This window comes from Acidovorax sp. sic0104 (assembly GCF_019219095.1).
Taxonomy (GTDB): Bacteria; Pseudomonadota; Gammaproteobacteria; order Burkholderiales; family Burkholderiaceae_C; genus Acidovorax.
The window spans coordinates 176,705-197,177 of sequence record NZ_JAHUWH010000010.1 but is presented as its reverse complement, the minus strand read 5'-3'; the positions used below and the strand labels follow the sequence as shown (position 1 = coordinate 197,177).

Sequence of the window (20,473 nt, the reverse complement as noted above, 5' to 3'; positions counted from 1 at the left end):
GCCACATCGTTCGCGGCCGTGTGCAGAGACAGGGGGCTACAGCGATTTCCGGATGCGCAAGAACCTCCTAGGCCACACGCGCCGACGCCGCATAGCCCAGAACCGCATGCGGAGCGCTGCGCGGGGCGATCTGCTCCACACAACCGGTGTCCTTGGGCGGCACGAAACCCAGGGCAATACCGCCCAGGCACGCTCGCATTTCCTCCCCTTCGTACGGCCACGCTGCCGTAGCAAGCATGCCGGCGAACAGCACAGGCCCACCGCGCCCATCGCGAATCCGCACGCTGGTGCCGCCGGCATAGTCGCACCGCACACGCACATTGAGGCAGCGGTGCGCCGATGGGTCGAAGGGGCCAGGGATCAGGTTGGGAATGACCGCCAGCTCTGGGGAGAAGGTACCGTTCCACACCTCGGTCATCACAGTGCCGTCACCCAGCAGGATGGCGCCACGAGCTGTTGAAAAAAGGTTCTGCCCATCGCGATAGATGGGGCCGCAATGAGGGTTGTTGCTGCCTTGCTCCCCAGCGCAGTCAAGAGCAAGGATGACGTGGTGTGCGCACCGCGAAAAAAACCGGGACACATCCAGCACTACGCGCAACTCCGCATATGCGGGAGAGCCGCTCGGCCAAGCGGCGTCGATGTAGCGGAAGTCGACATCGTTGTACTTCAGATGGAGCTGTCCGATCACGCACTTTCTCCTTGCAGTGTTGAGCAACTGTCCCCGACAAATCGTAAATCTGCAAGGCAAAAAGAAAGCCCTGCGCATTGCTGCGGCAGGGCTTGCACACGATTTTCGGGGCTGAGTCCCGAAACTCGAGCTTACTTCGCTGCGTCCTTGATGGCTTCTTTCGCGTCGCCATAGTTCTTCTGGACATTGCCCTCGACTTGTTTGGCTGCGCCCTTGACTTGCTGCTCGGGGCTGTTGATGACTTCACCCGTCTTTTGCTGGACCTTGCCAGCCACTTCCTTCAGGGCGCCTTTGACTTGATCGGAATTCATGGGGGTTCCTCCAGTAGTTCATGCCAGCAGGATGGCTGTGCATGCGACGAAGGTTATTTGTGCAAAGGCAAGAACAACGCGGGCAAACGCCGTTGACTCACGTCGGCTTGAGCCTACATCGGCAGCGCCATGCCCGGGATTCGAAAGCATCCGCAGATTGCTTGCGCCCGCGAAGCGGCGGCAGATACGAGAGATGCCAAGGGCGTGCGTCAGGTAGCCTTCACGGGCCGCATCCGGACGCAAGGGCTCAATGAACTGTCTCGTTGCGTCTGAAAGGCCAGAGCACTGCGCGCAGCAGGAAGCAGAGCAGACAGAATCTGCGCAAAGAAAAATGCCCTGCAAGTTATCGACTTGCAGGGCATGTTCTGGCGGAAACGGAGGGAGCGGCAAGGTCAACAGTGATGCGTCACACCGTGCATATTTGCAGGCTTGTAGGCCATCCCGTAGGCCAACGAATCGGGTACCTATGCTCGTGGGTTTCAGGCACGGTGGAGTTGAAAGGCAATCGGTTCAGCCTTCCATGCGTCAATGTCCCAGCCGAGAAGTGCCTCAACAGTGCCTTTGCTGGCCTGGGGGACCTTCTCTCGCCTCGCCAGCCGTATTCCGTACACGATCAGCAGCCCCGTTTTGCCTTTTTCCAGACGATGTAAATCAACTTCGTTACGAGTCATCAGTACAGAGTCGCAAACTTCAGACGTGGTCCCTTTGACCTCGACTTTGATCGTCTCATCTGCTCTTGTAGCCAGCAAGTCAAAAGACTGGGTGGCAGAGGTGTCTCGACAGTGATATCCCAGCTGTGTCAAATGCTTGATTGCAAGCTCCATCGCGCGCTGTTCCACCGCTCTTCTCTCAGGTGCCGTGAGGCCCATACCCTGCCTACCGGCCCGCCGTTTCAACGGATTCGAAATTTCCTCAATTGCTGCTGCATCTTGCTCACCCGGCGCGATGTCTCGCTGGTCTAGCTGAGCAAGGTATATCTCACCAAGTCGTTCGGCTATCGAGTGCAGGATAGCTTGAACATCGGCACCCGCAAGCTCGCGAGCGGAAACCCGCAATGCCAGTGCCGTGGACTTTTCAAAAGTCTTCGGAAGCGCTGCCTTCGCTCCCAAATGGATTTCAGAGGTGAAGGGCGCAAGAGTGCCCCAGCGCTGCTCGACGACAGCCCTAGCCCAGGAAGTGCGACGAGCAAGTTCCTCATCCGAAACTGGGCGTAAGTCCCCACCGCTCCAGATGGTGCTCCCACAGCCTATGGTGAAAAAGACTGCCGATCCATCAGCTGCGAAGTGGATCACGAGGTAAAACCCTGATCGGGGGTTCGGAGACATGGCTTTCGAGAAAACTCTCGCCCAAGGTGCCTCAGTCTTTCGTCCGATGCCGTCTGATGCCTCCACCTCAAGGTCATCGAAGACTGGATCAAATGCAGATTGCATCGCTTGGAGTCTGTCACGCAGAGCCGAGACAAGGTCGGACCTCACGAGGCGGCCGCGTTGTTGCATTTCTGGCGTGTTTGACGACGAATAAAGCGGCTGTAGGGCGCAAATCTGCGCCAATATTGTTTGCATTTCCCATCCCTCATGTACGCAACCGGCAGCAGCTGCCTGCGATTCGCCGCAGGGCTACAGCTCAAACCCCGCCTAGTGCTGTGCTCCAAGTTGCCCCACTCCGTACTCGCGATGGAGGCAGGTAACTGGGCAACCTCATTTCCCGACGATTCCCGACAGCAAAGATACTCGCAAAATGCAGTGTGAGGCCGCCACTGCCTTGGCGCCGGAGCCTGCCGACACTATCGACGAAATCGACACACGAAGGGCGCGGGCGCGGCGGGGTCTCGACTGCGCGCCAAGACCTGATGTCACCATACCGGGGCATGGCGGCATTTAAAACGCTGAGACGGTGCGATACGCGCGTTGATAGCTAATTTGTCCCGAAAGGAACCATCGAACGTCCCGCGTCGTGGGAACGTTACATTTGCGCGTCATGTTGTCCCTTTCTACATTCTTCGATGCCTTCTGGCCCAACCTCGCTGCGACATTGATCGGTGTCGTGCTGGGTGTCCCGATCGCTCTATTTCTCAATGAACGGGGCATGCATCGCCAAAGAAGGCTTCAAGTTGCCGACATGCTTCGCCAAACTGAGAGCGCGATAGATGTTTTGATTGATGCGTGTAAGTACAACGCGCGGCTACTTGACACTGTGGCTGCAGAGGCTCAGGTGGGGCGGGTGATGCACAGGCCAGATCTGCGAATAACGACCTGGGATGCAATCGGATCGATTTTTTCGACTGGGAAGCCAGATGCCACGCTTCTTCAGTTTCTTTCTCATCACTGGCTCCGATTGCAACGCGTTCAGTCACTCTGTGACGAGATATTTGCCCGGGAAGTTGCGAGATCATTGCCCGCTTTTGAAGATGACGGCTTAACAATGGCGTTCTGGGAAAACCTCTATTTCAACGCCCGAGACCTATCTGCGCATGCGACGCAAGGTGTTGCGATGCTTGAAAAGGCGAAAGAGGAATTAAAAACTGAACACGCAGCGTGAATTGTCCCCTGGCTGCATCGCTTAGTGTCAGTTAGTAGTTCTCAAGAGCTCATGCTGGCACGTCACTTAAAAGGTAGGGCTTGAATGCGCAAACCTTGTAACCTGCCCAGGTGTTGATGGCGTGAGCCATGCGCGCCTGCAGCGGGGCGATTTCGTTGCGGGCAAACACCATGGCTGCTTTCTCCACGTCGCCGAAGCCGCCCACGTTGTTGGGCAGCATGCCCATCAGCTGGGGCGGCACACGGTGGGCGGCCAGTACATCGTCGCGGCTGGCATTCTTGATGTTCAGGAAGTCATCCTTTGCGGCCACCTCGCTGATGGGGATCAGCTGGATGCCTTCCTTTTTCCCGTTGGGCGCGTAGTAGAAAAGGTTTTTGAAGTTGCCGCCGCCTTTGGTTTTGGTCAGCTGCTCGCGCATCTTGTCCACATCGCCCTGGGACTGGGCGGCATCGGTCACGTACAGGATGAAGCCGGCGTGGCTGCCGTTGTTGTAGTAGCGGCGGCGAAACAGCGTGGCCGATTCATTCAGCATGGCCGACTGCAGCGCGCCAAGGTACGGCGGCAGCCCGTAGATTTCCTGATGAATGTCCTGCTCACGCAGCTGGAACAGATCGTGGCGGCGGAATTCGTGCGGGCTCTGTAGGTCCGTGACGAAGAAGAAGCGGCCCGCCTCAAGGCCGCGCCGCGTGTACTTGCCCAGCGCGTGGCGAAGTTCTAGCAGCTCGCCCAGCCGGTTGCGGCGGCGCTCCAAATAGGCATTACCCAGCACCATGTAATCCAGCGCGAAACCGCCGAAGGCTTCAGCGCTGAGAACCTGCGAGGGGATGAAGGTGCTGGATAGAACGTTGATCTTGAAGCGCAGCGCAGATTCGTGGTGGGCACCAACCCGCAGCAGCCGAGCCAGCGCGGCCAGGCTCACGGGTGGTTCGTACCAATCACCGCAAGGCAGGCACTCCGCATATTCAAGCAGCGCCGAACGCCCCCCAATTACTGGCTCAGGATCGCCCAGATCGAAGGTAAAGGACTGAGCAGCAGTTGTGGAAGGCAGCGCAGGGGCAGCTGCTGGTGGGGTGGAGTGTTGCGCCTGGGCCGGCGCGCGGCGTGTTCGTTTCGTCATGGTCAGTCAGAAATAACAAGGAAAGATTGGCCTTGCGGCGTGGCTAGGTCAGTGCCCGTTTCCAATGGCTCATGGCTGAGCGCGTTCATCGTTGCCCAGGCCAAATCAGAGTGGCCGGTTTCTTCGCTGCGCCCGGCCGCATAGGTCACGCTGCGCCCGCTCGCGGTCAGTTCGCGTTTGATGGCCATGAAGCTGGCGGCCAGCTCCTTATTGCCGGCGTCGAACTCCAGCCGCCCCGCATTGATGACCTGTTGCGCTTTCAGCACCAACATGGTCTTGCTGTCCACGCTGTAGTTGATGCCGCGCACTGCGGGGAAGAACTTCTGCACCAGCTGATAAACGCCCTGCCCGATACCTGTTGTATCCACCGTCATTCCGACCACGGTGTAGCGTTCCGTGACGGTCTTGATGGCTTTGGCCTGGGCTTCAAAGTCCATGCCTTTGAACTGCTCTGTATGCAACACACGAAGCGCGCCGCCCGGCTTGGTGGGGACAGCGACCACCACCAGGCCGGCGTTATCGCCCGTATGGCTTGGGTCATACCCGACCCACACCGGAAGCCGGCCGAAGGGCCGCTGGCTGAATGGCTTGAAATCTGTCCACAGCACCCAGCTGTCCACCATGCAGCCCTGCAGCATTGAGAGCGGGAAAACCGAAAAGGAATCATCGACAAACCCGCACATCAGCAGGTTGGCAAACTCCGCATCGGAATACTCCAGCTTCAGCTCTTCAAGGTCGAAGAGATCACAGCCGCCCGCCAAAGCGTCCATGATCGTGACGATGTTGCGCCACACGCGATCCTCGCCAGTGAAGCCAACGGCCAGCCGTGCGTGGGACAAGTCCACGTCAATCTTGGATTTCTTCTTGAGGCGCTGGGCCGACCAGAACGCATACGCCGCGTGTTGGATGCTGCTGGGCGTGCTGAAATAGGTCTTGCGCCACTTCTTGTGCATGGCCATGCCGCTGGCCACTTTGTTAAGGCGCTCAAAGTCCTGAGTCCAAAAGAACTCGTCAAAGTAGAAGTTGCCGTGATAGCCCTGGGCCGTGCGTGCGTTGCTGCCCAAAAAGTACAGCGTGGCGCCGTTGGCCAAAACGATGGGATCGCCCTTCAACTCCACGCCTGTGACTTCATGCACGAACGCGCAGATGTACTGTTTGAAGATGTGAGCCTGGGCCTTGCTGGCGGATAGGAAAATTTGGTTTCTGCCAGTCTCCAGCGCATCAATCAGCGCCTCGCGGGCAAAGTACCAAGTGGCACCGATCTGGCGGGACTTGAGAATAGCCCGCGTGCGCTGCTGGCTGCTCTGCCACCAGCCCAATTGGTACTTGAACAGCGAATCAAGGAAAGCGCTTTTTAGCTGCTCCACCTGTTCCTCTGACAGGAAGTTTTTGGCCCGCCGCTTTTTTGGCCCTGCGTTGCGCGCTTCAATGGCCGGGTTCAGATCAGCTTCGCGCCCGGTGCGTTCGTATTTGCCGATGCGGGCCAGTCGCTCCAACTGGCGGCCCAGCAAGTCAATTTCCTTGAAGTCCCCGCCCGTCTTTACGTCCTTGGCGATCAGCGTTGAAAGACGGGCTTCCAGCGCGTACTCCACGCGCTGCGCGGCGGGTGTGTCCTGCCACTTCTCTGCCTTGCACCAACCGTGAAGCGTTCCGCGCGGAACGCCCAGATGCTCTGCGATGTGCGAAAGTTTCCACCCCATCCAGAACAGTGCACGCGCTTCGCGGCGCACACCTGCACCACCATCCACCGGGCTGACTTCACCGACCGGCTGAGCATCCTTGAAGATGGCCTTGGCGCGGGTGGTGATCGCCTTCTGTGCGGCACTGCCCGTGTTACGCACGGCGCTCGCAGTGCGCTTTGGCCGGGTTGCGGTGGCTGGTTTTGTGGCGGCTTTGCTTGTCATGGGCTGCCAGTGTCTGCCGCGCGCGCGCGGAAAGCATCAACGGAAAAATGTGATTCGCGCAGCCACAGCGCGCACAAATTGCGGCCAGTGCGAGGCATGCGGAACATAGGCGGTAGATCAACTCACCGCACGAAAGCCGCACCATGCCATCCAAGTTTTTCCGCGTAGCAACCGAGGGCGCCACCACCGATGGCCGCGAGATTCAGCGTAGCTGGATCGAGCAAATGGCCAAGAACTTCAACCGTGAAAAATACGGCGCCCGCGTGTGGCTGGAACACATGCGCGGCATGCTGCCCGAAAGCTCCTTTGCAGCGCTGGGCGACGTGCTGGCAGTGGAAGCGCGCACCGTAGAAGACGGCAAGCTGGCACTGTTCGCGCAAATCGAAGCACTGCCGGCACTGGTGGCCATGAACAAGGCCAAGCAAAAGATCTACACCAGCATCGAGGTAGACCCCAACTTTGCGAAGTCCGGCGAAGCCTATCTGACCGGCCTGGCTGTGACCGACTCCCCCGCCAGCCTGGGCACCGAGGTGCTGAAGTTCGCGGCGGGCAACCCCGATGCAAGCCCATTCAAGGGCAAGAAGCACAGCGAGGGCGCACTGTTCTCCGCTGCCGTCGAAACAGAGCTGGGCCTGGAAGGCGATGCAGAGAGCATCGCGTCCACGCTCATCAGCAAATTCAGCGACATGCTGAAAAACTTGAGCGGCATCGCTGCGCCCAAGCACACACCAGAAACCCCCGAGGTCTTCGCTACCAAAACGCTGGAAGTGCTGGGCGCAGCTGATGCCGCCATTCAACACCAGGCCAAAGAACTGGCCGCCGAGAAGGCCGCCCGCGAGAAGCTGGCGGGCGAGTTCTCCACGCTCGAAAAGAAGTTCAACGAACTGACCGAGAAGCTCAGTGCGCAAGACGGCAACACCAGCGGGCGCCCAGAAGCCACTGGCAACGAAGGCGCCGTGCTGGCCGACTGCTGAGCAGACCACCCCGAGCACTCCGTAAGACACCGCAAACCAGAAACGAACCCAAGGGACAGATCATGAAGAACACCACCCGCAAGCAGTATTCCGCCTACCTCGCACAGCTCGCCACGCTCAACAGCGTGGAGTCGGCCGCGCAAATGTTCACCGTCACACCCAGCGTGCAGCAGAAGCTGGAAAGCCGCATTCAGGAAAGCAGCGAGTTCCTGAAATCGATTGGCATCTATCCCGTGGACGAAATGCAGGGCCAGAAGATCGGCATTGGGACCGATGGCCCAGTGGCCAGCCGCACCGACACCACCGCAGCGGATCGCAACACGCGCGACGCGGCCTCGCTGGGTGGCCAGGGCTACCAGTGCGTGCAAACCAACTACGACACGCACGTGCGCTATGCCACGCTGGATATGTGGGCGAAGTTCCCCGACTTTCAGCTGCGCCTGTCGCGCGCCATCCAGCAGCAATGCGCGCTGGACCGCATCATGATCGGATTCAACGGCACCAGCGTGGCCGCCAATACCAACCGCGTGGCCAACCCCCTGCTGCAGGATGTGAACAGGGGCTGGCTGCAGTACCTGCGCGAAAACGCGCCCGAGCGTGTCATGGACCACGGCGCGACGCCTGGCAAGGTGGTGGTGGGCGCAACTGGCGACTACAAGACGCTGGACGGCCTGGTGTACGACGCCACCGAATCCCTGCTGGACGCCTGGCACGCCGAAGCCGGCGACCTCGTGGCCATCGTGGGCCGTGGCCTGATGCATGACAAGCTGTTCCCGCTGGTGGACGGCCAGACGGCCCCCACGGAAATGCTGGCCGCTGACATCGTGCGCAGCCAGCGCCGCCTGGGTGGAAAACAGGGCATCACCGTGCCCTACATGAAGCCCAATGCAATCCTCATCACCAGCCTGAAAAACCTGTCCATCTACTACCAAGACGGCAGCCGCCGCCGTGCGGTGATCGACAACCCCAAGCGCGACCACATCGAGACTTTCGAGAGCAGCAACGATGCGTTTGTGGTGGAAGACTTGGGCAAAGCCTGCCTGATCGAAAACATTGAGCTGCAGGACTGACGCGCAGCAACGGCCGCAAATAGCTGCTCCTAAAAAAGGGAGCCGCTATTTGCAAGCCGACAGCCACAGCACCGACAAGAAGCACGGGGAACACCAGCTATGCGACAAACACCAGCCCAGCGGCACCGCCTGCACAGCCTTGCAGCACAGCAGGCCGCCCAGGAACATGCCGACAACGCCCACGGCCAGACAGTGGGCACCGCCTACGAACTGCAGCTGGCGCAACTGCACCAGCACCGCCTGCGCCTGAAAGACATGCACAGCGTGGAACGGAAGATCGAGGCAAAGCGGGCCATGCTCCCGGAGTACGACGCTTATGTGGACGGCGTGCTGCAGTCCCGGCCAGGCACCCAGGACGATGTGCTGGCCACTGTACTGGTGTGGCACATCGATGCGGGCAACTACGCCCGGGCGCTGGAAGTCGCAGAGTACGCACTGGCCAGCGGCATCAAGCCGCCCGACCAGTACAACCGCAATCTGCCCACCATCGTGCAGGACGAAGTGGCAGAAGCCATCTTGGCCGGAAAGCTGAGCGGTGCAGACGCGCTGATGGTGGCGGCCAAGGCCATGGCCCTGACCGACCCGGCCGACACACCCGACCAGGCCAAAAGCAAGCTCTACAAAGCCGCAGGCTGGGCCGTGCTTGGCAAGACCGGCAGCCACGACGTGGACATGGCCACCCGCACCCTGAAAGCGTGCAAGGAGGCCCTTCCGCTGCTGCAGCGCGCAATGGAGCTGGACACCCGAGCCGGCGTGAAAAAAGACATTGAGCGGCTGGAACGCCGCCTGGCCAAACCCCAGGCGAAGTAACCCAGCCGCTGCAAACCGAGCGTACCCCGCACCCGTGGCGGCCCCAGGGCAGAGAGCGCACAACAGTGCACCACTCCGACGCCCTGGGCCACCGCCACACCTTCAAACACTGCGTGCACGAAGCCGCCCATGTCGTTCATCGCCACAGCAAACCCGCCCATCGAAGCCGAAGACGCCCAGGTCGAAAACGACCCGTGGTTTCCTGCCATCGAAGCGCCCAAGGTCCGCGATGCCTGTTTGCTGGACGGCACCGTGACGGCCGCGCGCCTGGCCGAAGCCATCGCGGGCGCCATTGATGCGGTGAATGCAGAGCTGCGCACCTACAAGGCCGACCAGCTCGCCCAGGGCGTGGAATCGCTGGCTGATGCCGGCGACGGCCGCCAGGCTGGCCGCTACCTGCGCGCCGTCCATGCCCACGTGCAGGCCGATCTGGCCGAGGCGTACCGAGAAATCGACACCACGCCCCACAACGACAGCAAAACCGAACGCATCCGCGAGCGCATCGAAGCCAAGGTGGACGAACACCGCCGCAAGCTCCGGTGGGCAATCTCCGACCTGTTGGGCCGGCCGCGCACCACCGTGGAGCTGATCTGATGCGCGCCATCGCAGAGCAGCACGAAATGCTGGACGAGCTGTGCCGCCGCACTACGGGCAACACGGCCGAGGTGGTGGAGGCCACCCTGGCCGCAAACCCTGGCCTGGCCAAGCTGGGGCCGCGACTGCCGGCCGGCACCGTGGTGCAAATCGTTGTCCCGCCCAAGCGCCCCCAAAAACAAACCATCAACCTGTGGGACTGAAAACACCATGGACCGCGAAAGCATCATTAAAGCCATCGGCGTGGAAACCGCCAAAGCATCGCCGCCCGTTGCCGTAGTAGCCCATCAGGCCGTCAACGGCTGGACCATGAGCCACACGCTCACCGCCCTGACCATCGTGTATGTGGCTGCGCAGCTGGGCTACCTGCTGTGGAAGTGGCGCAATGAACGCGCAGAACGCAACGCAAAGAACGCGGCCTACGGGGTGGAACCATGAACGCAACCCTACGCAAGGGCCTCGCCCGCGTGGCGGTGGCCTGCCTCACCATGTCGGCGGCGGGCTTTGCTGCGTGGCAGAAAAGCGAAGGCGACGGCCCCACCAGCGTGCGCGCCGATGGCGCCGTGGTGCACCATGCCTACATACCCACGGCGGGCGACGTTCCAACCATCGGCAACGGGTCCACCCGGTACGAAGACGGGACGGCCGTGCGCCTGACCGACCCGCCCATCACCCGCCAGCGGGCCGAGCAGCTGGCGCGCAATCTCCACAGCGAAGAAGAAGACCGGTTCAAGGCTAGCTTGCCGGGGGTGATGCTCTACCCCGGCGAATTCGACTTCTATCTGGACTTCGTGGGCCAGTTCGGCAGCGGCAATTGGCGCAAGCCCAAATCCCCCAGAACGTGGCTGCTACGCGGCGACTACGCGGGCGCTTGCGAAGCCCTGCTGCTGTGGCGGTTTCAGGCTGGGCGGGACTGTGCCCTGCCACAGAACTGGGGGCCGAAGGGCTGCAAGGGCGTGTGGACCCGTCAACAGGAAAGGCACGCCAAATGTGTAGCGATGCTCTAAAAAAAGCCGTCAAGGTCATGGCCATCACGGCGCTGGTGCTGGTGGTGCTGGCAGTCGTGGGCCTCGCGGCCCTGTACTTCACTTTCTGCGGTGGCCACCCGCACGGGATCTGCTGACATGCTGAGCACCCTACGCGCCAACGCCTGGAAATACACCGCCATCGCCCTGGCGCTGGGCCTGGGCTTCGCCCTGCTGATGCAAACCCTTCGCCTGGCAGAAGCCCAGCTCGAAACCGCCCACACCGAAAACACCCTGCAGACCGAGCGCACCGCCGCCGCGCTGTCTGCGCTCAAAACCTCAGAGCGCTATCGCAAACTTGGAGACAAGCACCGTGACGAAATCGCCCGCACCGACACCGCTGCACAAGCCGCCCTTGCTGTTGCTGATGCTGGCCGCGCTCGCGCTGTTGATGCTCGCAACCGGCTGCAGCACGACCTTGCCGATTACCTCACCCAGCACCGTGCCGCCGCCCAGGCTCGCGCCGCTGCCGGCCAGTGCGCGCCAGACACCCGTCCCGCCGATCTGCTTGCCGACATGCTCCGACGCGCAGACGACAGAGCGGGAGAACTCGCGCACATTGCTGACACCGCCCGCGCCCGTGGGCTCGCCTGCGAGCGCGCCTACGACAGCGCCAGCAACATGATCGAGGCCGCCCAAAATGGAAAAGCCGAGTAGCCTGCGCGATACGCTGACCAATGCCCTGCCGGCCGTCAAAAAAGACCCGCAGAAACTGGCCATCTTCATCACGGGCGGCCGAGTCATCCATACAGGCACCGACTCGCTGTCTTTTGAGTACGCCTACACCCTGCGCGCGCTGCTGCTGGACTATGCGGGCCATGCCGACGCAGTGATGACGCCCCTGGTGGAGTGGATGAAGCGAAACCAGCCGGAGGTCTTCGACGATCCCGCGAAACGCGCTCGCGCCATCCGCTTCGAGGCCGAGTATTTGAACGCCAAGGCCATCGACCTGCAGATTGACCTGGAACTCACCGAGCGCGTCATTGCGCGCCCGCGTGCAAGCGGCCCTGTCGGCGCGCTGGACCTGATCCACCCCAAGGAACCACCGCCACAGCTGGCAATACTGCAGGCCGAACACTGGGAGGTGTACCTGCGCGACGAGAAGCTGGCAGAGTGGGACTACGCCCCCCGATGAAATACCTGTTCACCGTCTGCTTTCTGCTGTGGGAGGGATACCAGCGCATCCGTGGGCGCTGGCGCCGCTGGGTGCGTGCCCGACAGCGCGGGGACCACTGAGCCATGGCCGACGACTTCATGCAGCTGGAAGGCTGGCTGCAACCACTGCTGGATCGCCTGACCGATGCCGAGCGCCGCAAACTCGCCCTCGACATTGCGCGCGAGCTGCGCCGCGAGAACGCCGCCACCATCCGCGCACAGCACGGACCAGATGGTGAAGCCTGGGCACCCCGAAAGAACCCGATGCGCGACCAGCGCGGCCAGCTGCGCAAGCGCAAGGCGCAGAGCATGTTCACAAAGCTGGCCGGCGCCAAGCACCTGCGCGCCCAGGTCGAAGGTGGCGACGCGGTGGTGGGCTTTGCAGGCCGCACCGAACGGATAGCCCGCGTGCACCACTTCGGCCTGCGCGACAGCGTGAAGCCTGGCGGCCCGCAATACGACTACCCGGCGCGCCCGCTGCTGGGCATTTCCGACGACTTCACCAAGCAGCTGCAGGACCGCCTTATTTCGCATCTGGCGGGAAGTTGAAAAAACGTAGATAGCGCAGCCACAGCACGGGGCGCGTGCTTTCTCGCGCACGCGCGGGCACCATCAAATGCATGGATCGCCCCGTAGATCAACCCGAATCCCCCTTTGAAATCCTGCGCCGCCTGGACAACGTGGCGCGCGTGGGCACCATCGAGGAAGTGCGCACCACCAAGCCCGCGCGGTGCCGCGTTCGCTGTGGCGACATCCTCACCGGCTGGCTACCTTGGGTAGCTGGCCGCGCAGCTGGCCAGAACGGTGCCATCTGGTGGCCGCCCGTGAAGGGCGAGCAGGTGCTGATGCTCGCCCCCGGCGGCGACCTGACCAACGCCATGGTGATGCCTGGCGCATTCAGCGACAAGAACCCCCAGGCCAGCGAGAACCCAAAAATCTTCCGCATGGACCTGGGCGGCGGCGCCTACTTTGAACACGACGCGGAGAACGGCGTTTTCAGGATGGAGGCGATGGCCTCTATCAACATCACGTGCATGGGTTCGTTCATCACCATCACCGAGAACGAAATCACCATGGGCGCGGGCGGCGGAACCCTGACCCTGAACGGCGATGGCATCACCGTGACGCCTGATGTGATCGCCCAGACCATCAGCCTGGTGAACCACGTCCACCCTGGTGTGAAACAGGGCGGCGACCGCACGGAGAAGCCGGAATGAACCGCACCACCGGCAAAGCCATCACCGGCCTGGACCACCTGCGCCAGTCGCTGGGCGACATTCTGACGACGCCCATTGGCTCGCGCGTCATGCGCCGCGAATACGGCTCGCTGGTGCCCGAGCTGATCGACCACCCCGACAACCTGGCCACCCAGGTGCGCGTCTATGCCGCCGTGGCCAGCGCCCTGATGCGCTGGGAACCCCGCTTTCGCCTGTCGCGCATCGAATCCTTGCGCGAGGCCGACCGCCCCGGCGCCGTGCTGTTTCGCCTGCACGGCACCTACGACCAGCGCGGCCGTGTCGGCCCGCTGTCCCTGAACGTATCCGTGACGGGCCGCGCCGCATGAACAATCTCGACCTGTCCGCCCTGCCCCGCCCTGCCGTGGTCGAAGCCCTCGACTACGAAACCGTGCTGGCCGAGCTGCGCGCCGATCTGCTGCGCCTGTACCCGGCCGCCGCCGAGGTAATCGACCTCGAAAGCGAGCCGCTTATCAAGCTGCTGCAGGTGGCCGCCATGCGCGAGCTGGTGATCCGCGCCCGCATCAACGATGCCGCCAGCGCTGTGATGCTGGGCTGGGCCGTGGGCACCGATCTGGACAACCTGGCCGCGCGCTACGACCTGGCGCGCCTGCCCGGTGAAGACGACGAGCGCCTGCAAGAGCGCGTGCTGATGGGCTACCACGCCCTGTCGGCCGCAGGTAGCCCGACCAGCTGGCGCCTGCGCGCCCTGTCGGTGTCGGTGAACGTGCGCCAGGTTGACGTGTGGGCCGACCGCCCCGGCCGCGTGAAGGTGTGCCTGCTGGCCCGCGTGGCCGCACGGGTCGAAGACGTGGACGCCCAGCAGCAGGCCATCGGCCGCGCACTGTTTGGCGACCATCCCGAGGCCGGCGCCAATTCCATGTGCTGGCGCGTGGCGGTGCCAGGCGATGCCATCGTGGGCCAGACCGAGGCCGCGCTGCTGGCCGAGGACGTGCGCCCCCTGACGGTGGACGTGGACGTGACGGCCGCGCGCATCCTGCCCCTGGCCGTGGCCGCCACCCTGGTGCACCCGCCCGGACCCGATGGCGCCGTGCTGGCCGCAGCTGCTGCCGAGCGCGTGCGCAAACTGGGCCTGCGGGCCGCGTTCCGCGTGGACATGACGCGCGCCGCCCTGGTGGCCGCTCTGATGGGCGAAGGCATCCGCGACGCGGTGCTGGCCACGCCCGCCGCCGACATTGCGGCCGGCGCCGGTGAAGTGCCCGTCATCACGTCCATCACCGTCACACCCCAGGCGCGCCATGACTGACCGCCACCACCTGCTGCCGCCCAACGCCACGCCCCTGGAGCGCGCGGCATCGTCTGCCATGGGGCCGTGGACCGTGGGCGACGCATCGCTTTCGACGTTGCAAGATCCCGCGCGCATCCCTGCGCACCTGCTGCCCCACATGGGACTGGCCGAGGACGTGCCCGTGTGGCCCCAGGCCGAGGCCGAGCGCCGCGCCGTCATCAAGGCCAGCCCGCGTTTGCATGCCCTGATCGGCACCCCGCGCGGCCTGCGCGAGCTGGCCCGCCTGGGCGGTGCGCGCATCGAGCGGCTGGAAATGCCGCCCGCCAAAACCTTCCTGGGCCTTTGGGACGCCGAGAGCCGCGCCCAATGGCTGGCCGCCCATCCCGAGATGCGCATCTACAGCCAGCGCGAGCGGGCACCCTGCGAGGGCCTGATGCTGGGCAGCGGCTTTGTGGGCACCCAGGCCGAGCCACCGGCACGCACCAGCGCCATGGCGCGCTCTGCCATCCGCGCGGAAATCCGCTACCCCACCGGCCAGGTGTTGCCGCTCACCACCCACGGCTGGACCGACATGGCGCAGGACCGCGCCGCCACGGTGGACCTGGCGCGCCGCGCCGTGGCCCGTGGCCAGCACCTGGGCCAGCCGCTGGCCGGTGTCGTGAGCCGCGCCGATGCATCCAACCGCTACTGGCGAGTGCAGACCGTGAACTACCGCGAGCGCCTGCAGCTGCTCACGCTCAAGCAGATGGCGCCATCGCTCGCGCCCCTGTCGCCCGACGCCGAACCCGTGGCCGAGCGCGCACCGCGCCCCCATGTGCTGTGCGCCGGCCTGCCCATTGGCGGGCTTGCGGGCTTCACGGTGCGCAGTGACAGCGCGCGGCGCATGTATGCCCGCATCCGCCTGCACGACCCGGCCGTGGCCAACGTGCCAAAGCACGGTCCCGCGTACCTGGGTTTCACGCGCCTGACCAGCCCGCCATTCATCGCACTGGCCCACGTGCGCATGCCGGCACGCCGCCAACCCTTTGCGATGGCCGGCACTGCCATGCGCGCCGCGCTGTCGGTGGGCGATGCCCGCGAGCGCATGGCCCCGGCCCTGGACGCCATGGACTGGGCGCGGGCCGCGCACGACAAGGTACTGATCCGCACGCGCCTGCACGCCACGGCGCGCGCCAGCCGCATCCACCGCGCCGGCGCCGTCCTGGCCGGCCAAACCATCAACCGGAGCTAACCCCCATGAGTGAAAAGCAAGTCATCTACCGCGACCGCCAGGAACTGCAGGCCGCCGACCTAAACAACTCCCAGACCTGGGCCGACGAAGCCCTGCGGCACGTTGTGAACGATGCCATTACGGGAGAGCGCCAGTTCACCGGCATGACGGTTTCCGCCCGCAGCGCCACCGAGCTGGAAGTGGCCGCCGGCCGCCTGTATGACGGCCCCAGCGGCAAGGTGTTCGCGCTGGACCCCGCCCAGGTGCACAGCGTGTTCGCCATGCTGCCGCTGCAGGACCAGAAGTGGGTGGCCGTGAGCGTGTTCGGCGCCGAGGAAGACACCGACATTCAGCCGCGCGACTTCCTGATCGACCTGCAAACCCGCGAGGTGGAGCCCGAGGCCGTGGCCATGCAGCGCCGCCGCGTCGCCACCGTACACATTGCCCAGGGCCTGGAGTCGCCCACGCCCGAGCGCCCCGAGCCGCCCACCGGCTACACGCTGATCGCCCACGTTCGCCTGTCGCCCACCGGCGTGCAAGAGGTGGTGCTGGCCGACAGCCGCCGCCTGCCCAACCTGCAGCGCGTGGACGCCCGCCTGCGCGTGGCCGAAGGCTGGATGCTGGCCGCAGAGCCGCGCATCGCGCACATCATGAGCGACATTGCGGGCCTGGGCTCCGAAGTGGCCAAGCGCGCCAGCATCGACCACATGGTGACGCTGGCGCTGGACATGGCCAAGGTGAAAGAGCGGATGGAAATCCCCGACGACTATGCGTTCTACGGGGCCGACCACTTCCTGAACGACGACGAGAGCGACACCGCCCACGCCGACTACCTGGCCGACGCCTACGAAGGCGCCCGCCCGGTGATCGTGGCCACCCAGACCGGCGTGCTGTCCCTGCTCAACCCCATGGACCCCGAGGCACGCATCAGCGCCGGCGCCCTGCTGCTGCCTGCCTACGACGAAGTGACCCGCCTGCGCATGGAAACCCGCGCCGGCGAGCTGGCCATCAATCAGTACCAGTACCAGACATTCAACGCGGTGCAAAAGACCATCAGCCGCGAGCGCGTGCGCTATGGCGAGCAGCTGACCCGCTGCACGAACTCGGCGTTTTGGAAGTCGGGCGTTTACGACCCCATCACCGGCATCCTGCGCCGCGACGGCGAGGTGTGGCAAGTGGACCCGGCCGACATGGACAAGGCCACCATCGACCACAAGTTCCTGCGCGTTACCCGCCTGTGGATCGACACCTGGGAAGAACCCTATTGGGACATCGTGAGCACCGAGCATGTGGTGCAGGGCTCCGTGCTGGCGCAAACCGTGCTGATGGCGCAAACCGGCTGGCTCACCAGCGCTGAAATCTTTGTCACCACGGCCGACCCGGCCGGCGGCCTGACCGTGATGCTGACCGAGGCAGCGCTGGGCCAGCCCGATGTGACCAAGGTTCTGGCCCGCGCCACGCTCGCCCCCGGCGCCGTCAATGCGGGCTGGCTCAAGGTGCCCTTCACCGACCCCGTGCTGGTGGAGTCGGGCAAGCGCTACGCCCTGGTGCTGGTGTCGGGTGCGGGCCACCGCGTGGGCTTCTGCGAGGGCACGGAATACACCCAGGGCATTCTGATGTACGCCCAGGACGGTGCCTACTTCACCCAGGCGGCCGAGCGCGACCTGATGCTGCGCCTGAACTTCGCGCGCTTCAACTCGCCCCGCGCCGTGGTGCAGATGCAGCCGCTGCAGCTGGCCGGCGGCATCCAAGAGCTGGACATGCTCTATGACGCGGCCGTGCCTGCCGGTTGCCGCCTGGTGTGGGAATACCAGACCGGCGGCCAATGGCGCCCCATCACCACCGAGGCTTCGCCCCAGTTCGGCGGCGCCGCCCTGGTGCCACTGCGCGCTGTGTTCATCGGCACCCAAGACCTGATGCCTGCAGTACGCCCCGGCACCGCCCAGGTGACGGTGAGCCGCCGGGGCAACGCCTTTGTGCACGTCAGCACAAGCCGCGTCCTGGGCACGCCATCCAAGACCATCCGCGTTCGCCTGCTGCTGGAAGACTTCAACGCAGCCCAGGGCCACACGGTGGATTGCCGCCTGATCGTGGCCGGCGCGCTGGTGGTGGCCACATCGCACCGCGACGAGGTGGTGGACGGCCGCAGCTTCTGGCGTGAGTTCCGATGGACGCTGGCCGCCAACACCGGCTCCTATCGCATCCGCATCGACGGCGCGGGCGTGACGGGCGCCAACCCCTGGCACGTAGCAGAGCGCTACGACCTGGCGCTGTAAGCGGGGCCGACATGCCAACTCGATTCGAGAAATACCGCATGCGGGACGGCGTGACGCCGCTGTCCCAGGACTACTTCAATCCCATCTTTGGGGACATTGACGCGCGCATTGCCGATTTGGAAGAACGCCGCGCGGATCTGCAGGCGGTGGTCGATGAACTGACGCAATTCGGCCTGCAGCGCATCGACACGCTGGTGGGGCCGGCCATGGCCGAAGTGACCGCCATGCTGGAGCTGCTGCGCCTGCGCCGCGACCAGCTGGAAGCGGCCATCGGCAACGTGGCCGACCTGGCCACGCGAACGCAAATGGTGCAGGAAATCGGCGACGCCATCCGGGAGGAAGCCGAAGCACGAAACGAAGCCATCACGATGGCCGTGCAGGCCGAAGCCACGGCGCGCGCTGCGGCCGTAACGGCCGAGGCCGCAGCGCGCGCCGCCGCCATCGCCCTGGCCACCGCCAGGCCCAGCGCGTCCACCGTCACGTATGACGGTAACGGCCGGGTGTCGGGCATCACCGAGACATTGCCCCAGGGCGAGCGCGCCACCGTGCTGACCTACAACGCGGCCGGCCGGGTGAACACCGTGGCCGAAACGCTGGCCGGCAAGACCCGCACCACCACCTACGCCTATGACGGCGCGGGGAGGGTAAGCGGCTATGCCGTGGTGGAGGTGTAAATGTCCGAAGCCTTGATCGCACCAACCTACAGCGAAGCCTACGAGCTGCGCCGCCAGTTCCGCCAGCTCTACGGCAACGGCCTGGCGCTGGACTACCTGTTCGCCACCGTGGCCCCTACCGGCGCCCAGCTGGAAGCCTGGCTGGCGACCGATGCCAACGTGGTGGCCTACCAGCGACTGATTGCCACCGCCGTGGGCGCCAGCGCGGTGTGCGCCAGCGCCGGCGCCGTGGCGGCCGTGGTGGGCAGCGCCACCGCGCTGGCCTACCTGCGCGACAGCGACACCGGCCGCGCCGCCCTGCTCAACTCCAAAACCGCCATGACGGCGGTGCTGGGAAGCGCGACGGCGTGCGGTGCCTTGCTGACCAGCAGCGCATTACGTGGCGCGCTGTACGACAACGAAACCGCGTGGGCGCTGTGGGTGGCATCTGCCAACGGCCGCAACGCACTGAGCGCAATCGCGGCAGAACACGCTAACGCCACCCCGACGCATGTGTCACCGGCTGGGATTGGCACGGGAATGCGCGTCATTTTGGTACAGCAAAAGACCAGTGGGTCCACACCAACGTCCTTTGCGGGCTCCAACGCGGACACCTACACCACATCGAGCCTGGCCTACATCGACCGGTACGCGCGCGTTTCGGGCCTCACGCATCGAAGTGCCGGTGCTTCTTCCACATCGTGGATTCGCTACGTGATCGTGTAAGGGCGCCACCATGAAAACCAAACTCATCATCGTGGCCGGCGCCATCATCGGCACCACCACCCCGGACGATCCCAACGGCTACCACCTGGTGGACGCGCCCGAGGGCTTCGACGGCGACCTGGCCAGCGTGGAATTCGACGCCCAGGCCGGCGTGGCCCGCCTGGTGCTGGCGGGAGTGCAGGCCCGCCGCATTGCCGCCATCAAGGCCGAGGCCGCCGCGCACCTTGCGCGCACCGAATGGAAGCTGGACCGCGCCCGAGAACGGGAGAAAGCAGGCTGGGCGCAGCTGGCGGACCTGGCCGCCGTGCTGGCCGAGCGCGAGGCCGTGCGCCGCAGCAGCGACGCCGCCGAAGCGGCCGTGCTGGCCCTCACCGATGCGGCGGCCGTGCTGGCCTTCACCTGGGCGCCTGACGCGGTGCCCGTGCCCGCGCCGCGCCTGCTCACGCACGAGCAGTTCATCCGGCGCTTCACGTCTGCAGAGTGGGAGGCCATGACGGCCGCAGCTCGCGCCAGCACTGCCATGGATGCCTGGATGCGCCGTTTCACGCTGGCCACTGTCGTGAGCCTGGACGATCCGGCCACGGCCGCCGGCGTGCAGGCGCTGGAGCTGGCCGGCATCCTGGCCGCCGGCCGCGCCGACGAAATCCTGGGCGCTGTGCCATCGGAGGCCGCCACATGAAAGCCTGGCTGCTGAACCTGGCCATTGCCGTGGACCAGCTGGGCAACGTGCTGCTGGCGGGTGCGCCCGACGAAACCCTATCGAGCCGCGCGCACCGCATGCGCGCCAAGGGGCACCGCTGGTGGGGGTGGACCGCCGCCGCTATCGACGCGCTGTTCTTCTTCGACCCGAACCACTGCGCCCGCGCCTACGAATCGGAAAAGCGGCGCCTGCAGCAACCCCGCGACCTTCGCAACTGACCACACCAGACCCAACCATC

General features: G+C 64.4%; 26 protein-coding genes. 21 read left to right on the top strand and 5 right to left on the bottom strand.

The genetic code is table 11. The annotated features are described in order from the left end of the window. Window positions 1-67: 67 nt before the first annotated feature. The 3 genes from KW835_RS17390 to KW835_RS17380 form a co-directional block, all read right to left on the bottom strand. A complete protein-coding gene (locus tag KW835_RS17390; RefSeq protein WP_218384639.1) occupies window positions 68-688 on the bottom strand; it encodes a hypothetical protein in 621 nt (206 codons plus the stop codon). Between the two features lie 131 nt (window positions 689-819). After that, entirely contained in the window at window positions 820-999 is a 180-nt protein-coding gene (locus tag KW835_RS17385) for a CsbD family protein (protein WP_218384638.1), read from the bottom strand. 479 nt (window positions 1,000-1,478) lie between these two features. Continuing rightward, a complete protein-coding gene (locus tag KW835_RS17380; protein ID WP_218384636.1) occupies window positions 1,479-2,561 on the bottom strand; it encodes an MrcB family domain-containing protein in 1,083 nt (360 codons plus the stop codon). Between the two features lie 415 nt (window positions 2,562-2,976). Between KW835_RS17380 and KW835_RS17375 the strand changes: the two genes are divergently transcribed. Continuing rightward, complete coding sequence (locus tag KW835_RS17375; RefSeq protein WP_218384635.1) at window positions 2,977-3,537, top strand: hypothetical protein; 561 nt, start codon at window positions 2,977-2,979, stop codon at window positions 3,535-3,537. Window positions 3,538-3,586: 49 nt separating this feature from the next. On the opposite strand, the gene KW835_RS17370 is transcribed toward KW835_RS17375, so the two are convergent. Continuing rightward, window positions 3,587-4,654, bottom strand: a complete 1,068-nt coding sequence (locus KW835_RS17370) for a phage portal protein (RefSeq protein ID WP_218384633.1) — start codon at window positions 4,652-4,654, stop codon at window positions 3,587-3,589. 2 nt (window positions 4,655-4,656) lie between these two features. Further along, window positions 4,657-6,354, bottom strand: a complete 1,698-nt coding sequence (locus KW835_RS17365; RefSeq protein ID WP_370633642.1) for a terminase large subunit domain-containing protein — start codon at window positions 6,352-6,354, stop codon at window positions 4,657-4,659. Window positions 6,355-6,701: 347 nt separating this feature from the next. On the opposite strand from KW835_RS17365, the gene KW835_RS17360 reads away from it, so the two are divergent. The 20 genes from KW835_RS17360 (at window position 6,702) to KW835_RS17270 (ending at window position 20,453) form a co-directional block, all read left to right on the top strand. Beyond that, window positions 6,702-7,532 carry a GPO family capsid scaffolding protein gene (locus KW835_RS17360; protein WP_218384630.1) on the top strand — a complete coding sequence of 277 codons (831 nt, stop codon included), beginning with the start codon at window positions 6,702-6,704 and terminating at the stop codon, window positions 7,530-7,532. A gap of 62 nt (window positions 7,533-7,594) precedes the next feature. Next, the gene (locus tag KW835_RS17355; protein WP_218384628.1) at window positions 7,595-8,602 is read left to right on the top strand and encodes a phage major capsid protein, P2 family; all 1,008 of its coding nucleotides are present in this window, start codon (window positions 7,595-7,597) and stop codon (window positions 8,600-8,602) included. A gap of 99 nt (window positions 8,603-8,701) precedes the next feature. After that, entirely contained in the window at window positions 8,702-9,412 is a 711-nt protein-coding gene (gene gpM, locus KW835_RS17350) for a phage terminase small subunit (protein ID WP_218384626.1), read from the top strand. A gap of 129 nt (window positions 9,413-9,541) precedes the next feature. Next, a complete protein-coding gene (locus tag KW835_RS17345; protein WP_218384624.1) occupies window positions 9,542-10,006 on the top strand; it encodes a head completion/stabilization protein in 465 nt (154 codons plus the stop codon). Beyond that, window positions 10,006-10,209 (top strand): tail protein X, encoded by a 204-nt coding sequence (locus KW835_RS17340; protein ID WP_218384622.1) that lies wholly within the window; start codon window positions 10,006-10,008, stop codon window positions 10,207-10,209. The genes KW835_RS17345 and KW835_RS17340 overlap by 1 nt, the downstream gene beginning before the upstream one ends. Before the next feature lie 7 nt (window positions 10,210-10,216). Continuing rightward, the gene (locus KW835_RS17335) at window positions 10,217-10,444 is read left to right on the top strand and encodes a hypothetical protein (protein ID WP_218384617.1); all 228 of its coding nucleotides are present in this window, start codon (window positions 10,217-10,219) and stop codon (window positions 10,442-10,444) included. After that, window positions 10,441-11,013, top strand: a complete 573-nt coding sequence (locus KW835_RS17330; protein ID WP_218384615.1) for a lysozyme — start codon at window positions 10,441-10,443, stop codon at window positions 11,011-11,013. Before KW835_RS17335 ends, KW835_RS17330 begins: the two co-directional genes overlap by 4 nt. Further along, entirely contained in the window at window positions 10,995-11,129 is a 135-nt protein-coding gene (locus KW835_RS26885; RefSeq protein WP_255593609.1) for a hypothetical protein, read from the top strand. The genes KW835_RS17330 and KW835_RS26885 overlap by 19 nt, the downstream gene beginning before the upstream one ends. 1 nt (window position 11,130) lies before the next feature. Beyond that, on the top strand, window positions 11,131-11,688 hold the full coding sequence (locus KW835_RS17325) for a DUF2514 family protein (protein ID WP_218384609.1): 558 nt from the start codon (window positions 11,131-11,133) through the stop codon (window positions 11,686-11,688). Further along, the gene (locus tag KW835_RS17320) at window positions 11,672-12,166 is read left to right on the top strand and encodes a phage tail protein (RefSeq protein ID WP_218384607.1); all 495 of its coding nucleotides are present in this window, start codon (window positions 11,672-11,674) and stop codon (window positions 12,164-12,166) included. The genes KW835_RS17325 and KW835_RS17320 overlap by 17 nt, the downstream gene beginning before the upstream one ends. Window positions 12,167-12,270: 104 nt before the next feature. Further along, entirely contained in the window at window positions 12,271-12,735 is a 465-nt protein-coding gene (locus tag KW835_RS17315; RefSeq protein WP_218384605.1) for a phage virion morphogenesis protein, read from the top strand. A gap of 71 nt (window positions 12,736-12,806) precedes the next feature. Next, window positions 12,807-13,403 (top strand): phage baseplate assembly protein V, encoded by a 597-nt coding sequence (locus tag KW835_RS17310; protein ID WP_255593608.1) that lies wholly within the window; start codon window positions 12,807-12,809, stop codon window positions 13,401-13,403. Beyond that, complete coding sequence (locus KW835_RS17305; RefSeq protein WP_187736468.1) at window positions 13,400-13,750, top strand: GPW/gp25 family protein; 351 nt, start codon at window positions 13,400-13,402, stop codon at window positions 13,748-13,750. Before KW835_RS17310 ends, KW835_RS17305 begins: the two co-directional genes overlap by 4 nt. Then, complete coding sequence (locus KW835_RS17300; RefSeq protein ID WP_218384602.1) at window positions 13,747-14,688, top strand: baseplate J/gp47 family protein; 942 nt, start codon at window positions 13,747-13,749, stop codon at window positions 14,686-14,688. The genes KW835_RS17305 and KW835_RS17300 overlap by 4 nt, the downstream gene beginning before the upstream one ends. Further along, complete coding sequence (locus KW835_RS17295) at window positions 14,681-15,901, top strand: phage tail protein (RefSeq protein ID WP_218384601.1); 1,221 nt, start codon at window positions 14,681-14,683, stop codon at window positions 15,899-15,901. The genes KW835_RS17300 and KW835_RS17295 overlap by 8 nt, the downstream gene beginning before the upstream one ends. 5 nt (window positions 15,902-15,906) lie before the next feature. After that, entirely contained in the window at window positions 15,907-18,156 is a 2,250-nt protein-coding gene (locus tag KW835_RS17290; protein ID WP_218384599.1) for a hypothetical protein, read from the top strand. Between the two features lie 11 nt (window positions 18,157-18,167). Continuing rightward, on the top strand, window positions 18,168-18,830 hold the full coding sequence (locus KW835_RS17285) for a hypothetical protein (RefSeq protein WP_255593607.1): 663 nt from the start codon (window positions 18,168-18,170) through the stop codon (window positions 18,828-18,830). Then, window positions 18,831-19,535 carry a hypothetical protein gene (locus KW835_RS17280; protein ID WP_218384597.1) on the top strand — a complete coding sequence of 235 codons (705 nt, stop codon included), beginning with the start codon at window positions 18,831-18,833 and terminating at the stop codon, window positions 19,533-19,535. It begins immediately after the preceding gene. A 10-nt stretch (window positions 19,536-19,545) separates the two neighbouring features. Further along, window positions 19,546-20,214, top strand: coding sequence for a hypothetical protein (locus KW835_RS17275; RefSeq protein ID WP_218384595.1), 669 nt, complete (start codon window positions 19,546-19,548; stop codon window positions 20,212-20,214). Then, a complete protein-coding gene (locus KW835_RS17270; protein ID WP_218384594.1) occupies window positions 20,211-20,453 on the top strand; it encodes a hypothetical protein in 243 nt (80 codons plus the stop codon). The genes KW835_RS17275 and KW835_RS17270 overlap by 4 nt, the downstream gene beginning before the upstream one ends. The last annotated feature ends 20 nt before the right edge of the window (window positions 20,454-20,473 follow it).

Bases quoted from the DNA above. Each gene is read 5' to 3' on its own strand.
- KW835_RS17290 (WP_218384599.1), top strand. From the start codon at position 15,907: ATGAGTGAAAAGCAAGTCATCTACCGCGACCGCCAGGAACTGCAGGCC.
- KW835_RS17365 (WP_370633642.1), bottom strand. From the start codon at position 6,354: ATGGGGTGGAAACTTTCGCACATCGCAGAGCATCTGGGCGTTCCGCGC.
- KW835_RS17360 (WP_218384630.1), top strand. From the start codon at position 6,702: ATGCCATCCAAGTTTTTCCGCGTAGCAACCGAGGGCGCCACCACCGAT.
- KW835_RS17375 (WP_218384635.1), top strand. From the start codon at position 2,977: ATGTTGTCCCTTTCTACATTCTTCGATGCCTTCTGGCCCAACCTCGCT.
- KW835_RS17315 (WP_218384605.1), top strand. From the start codon at position 12,271: ATGGCCGACGACTTCATGCAGCTGGAAGGCTGGCTGCAACCACTGCTG.
- KW835_RS26885 (WP_255593609.1), top strand. From the start codon at position 10,995: ATGTGTAGCGATGCTCTAAAAAAAGCCGTCAAGGTCATGGCCATCACG.
- KW835_RS17270 (WP_218384594.1), top strand. From the start codon at position 20,211: ATGAAAGCCTGGCTGCTGAACCTGGCCATTGCCGTGGACCAGCTGGGC.
- KW835_RS17345 (WP_218384624.1), top strand. From the start codon at position 9,542: ATGTCGTTCATCGCCACAGCAAACCCGCCCATCGAAGCCGAAGACGCC.
- KW835_RS17275 (WP_218384595.1), top strand. From the start codon at position 19,546: ATGAAAACCAAACTCATCATCGTGGCCGGCGCCATCATCGGCACCACC.
- KW835_RS17380 (WP_218384636.1), bottom strand. From the start codon at position 2,561: ATGCAAACAATATTGGCGCAGATTTGCGCCCTACAGCCGCTTTATTCG.
- gpM (WP_218384626.1), top strand. From the start codon at position 8,702: ATGCGACAAACACCAGCCCAGCGGCACCGCCTGCACAGCCTTGCAGCA.
- KW835_RS17370 (WP_218384633.1), bottom strand. From the start codon at position 4,654: ATGACGAAACGAACACGCCGCGCGCCGGCCCAGGCGCAACACTCCACC.
- KW835_RS17335 (WP_218384617.1), top strand. From the start codon at position 10,217: ATGGACCGCGAAAGCATCATTAAAGCCATCGGCGTGGAAACCGCCAAA.
- KW835_RS17320 (WP_218384607.1), top strand. From the start codon at position 11,672: ATGGAAAAGCCGAGTAGCCTGCGCGATACGCTGACCAATGCCCTGCCG.
- KW835_RS17325 (WP_218384609.1), top strand. From the start codon at position 11,131: ATGCTGAGCACCCTACGCGCCAACGCCTGGAAATACACCGCCATCGCC.
- KW835_RS17340 (WP_218384622.1), top strand. From the start codon at position 10,006: ATGCGCGCCATCGCAGAGCAGCACGAAATGCTGGACGAGCTGTGCCGC.
- KW835_RS17310 (WP_255593608.1), top strand. From the start codon at position 12,807: ATGGATCGCCCCGTAGATCAACCCGAATCCCCCTTTGAAATCCTGCGC.
- KW835_RS17330 (WP_218384615.1), top strand. From the start codon at position 10,441: ATGAACGCAACCCTACGCAAGGGCCTCGCCCGCGTGGCGGTGGCCTGC.
- KW835_RS17355 (WP_218384628.1), top strand. From the start codon at position 7,595: ATGAAGAACACCACCCGCAAGCAGTATTCCGCCTACCTCGCACAGCTC.
- KW835_RS17295 (WP_218384601.1), top strand. From the start codon at position 14,681: ATGACTGACCGCCACCACCTGCTGCCGCCCAACGCCACGCCCCTGGAG.
- KW835_RS17280 (WP_218384597.1), top strand. From the start codon at position 18,831: ATGTCCGAAGCCTTGATCGCACCAACCTACAGCGAAGCCTACGAGCTG.
- KW835_RS17285 (WP_255593607.1), top strand. From the start codon at position 18,168: ATGCCAACTCGATTCGAGAAATACCGCATGCGGGACGGCGTGACGCCG.
- KW835_RS17300 (WP_218384602.1), top strand. From the start codon at position 13,747: ATGAACAATCTCGACCTGTCCGCCCTGCCCCGCCCTGCCGTGGTCGAA.
- KW835_RS17305 (WP_187736468.1), top strand. From the start codon at position 13,400: ATGAACCGCACCACCGGCAAAGCCATCACCGGCCTGGACCACCTGCGC.
- KW835_RS17385 (WP_218384638.1), bottom strand. From the start codon at position 999: ATGAATTCCGATCAAGTCAAAGGCGCCCTGAAGGAAGTGGCTGGCAAG.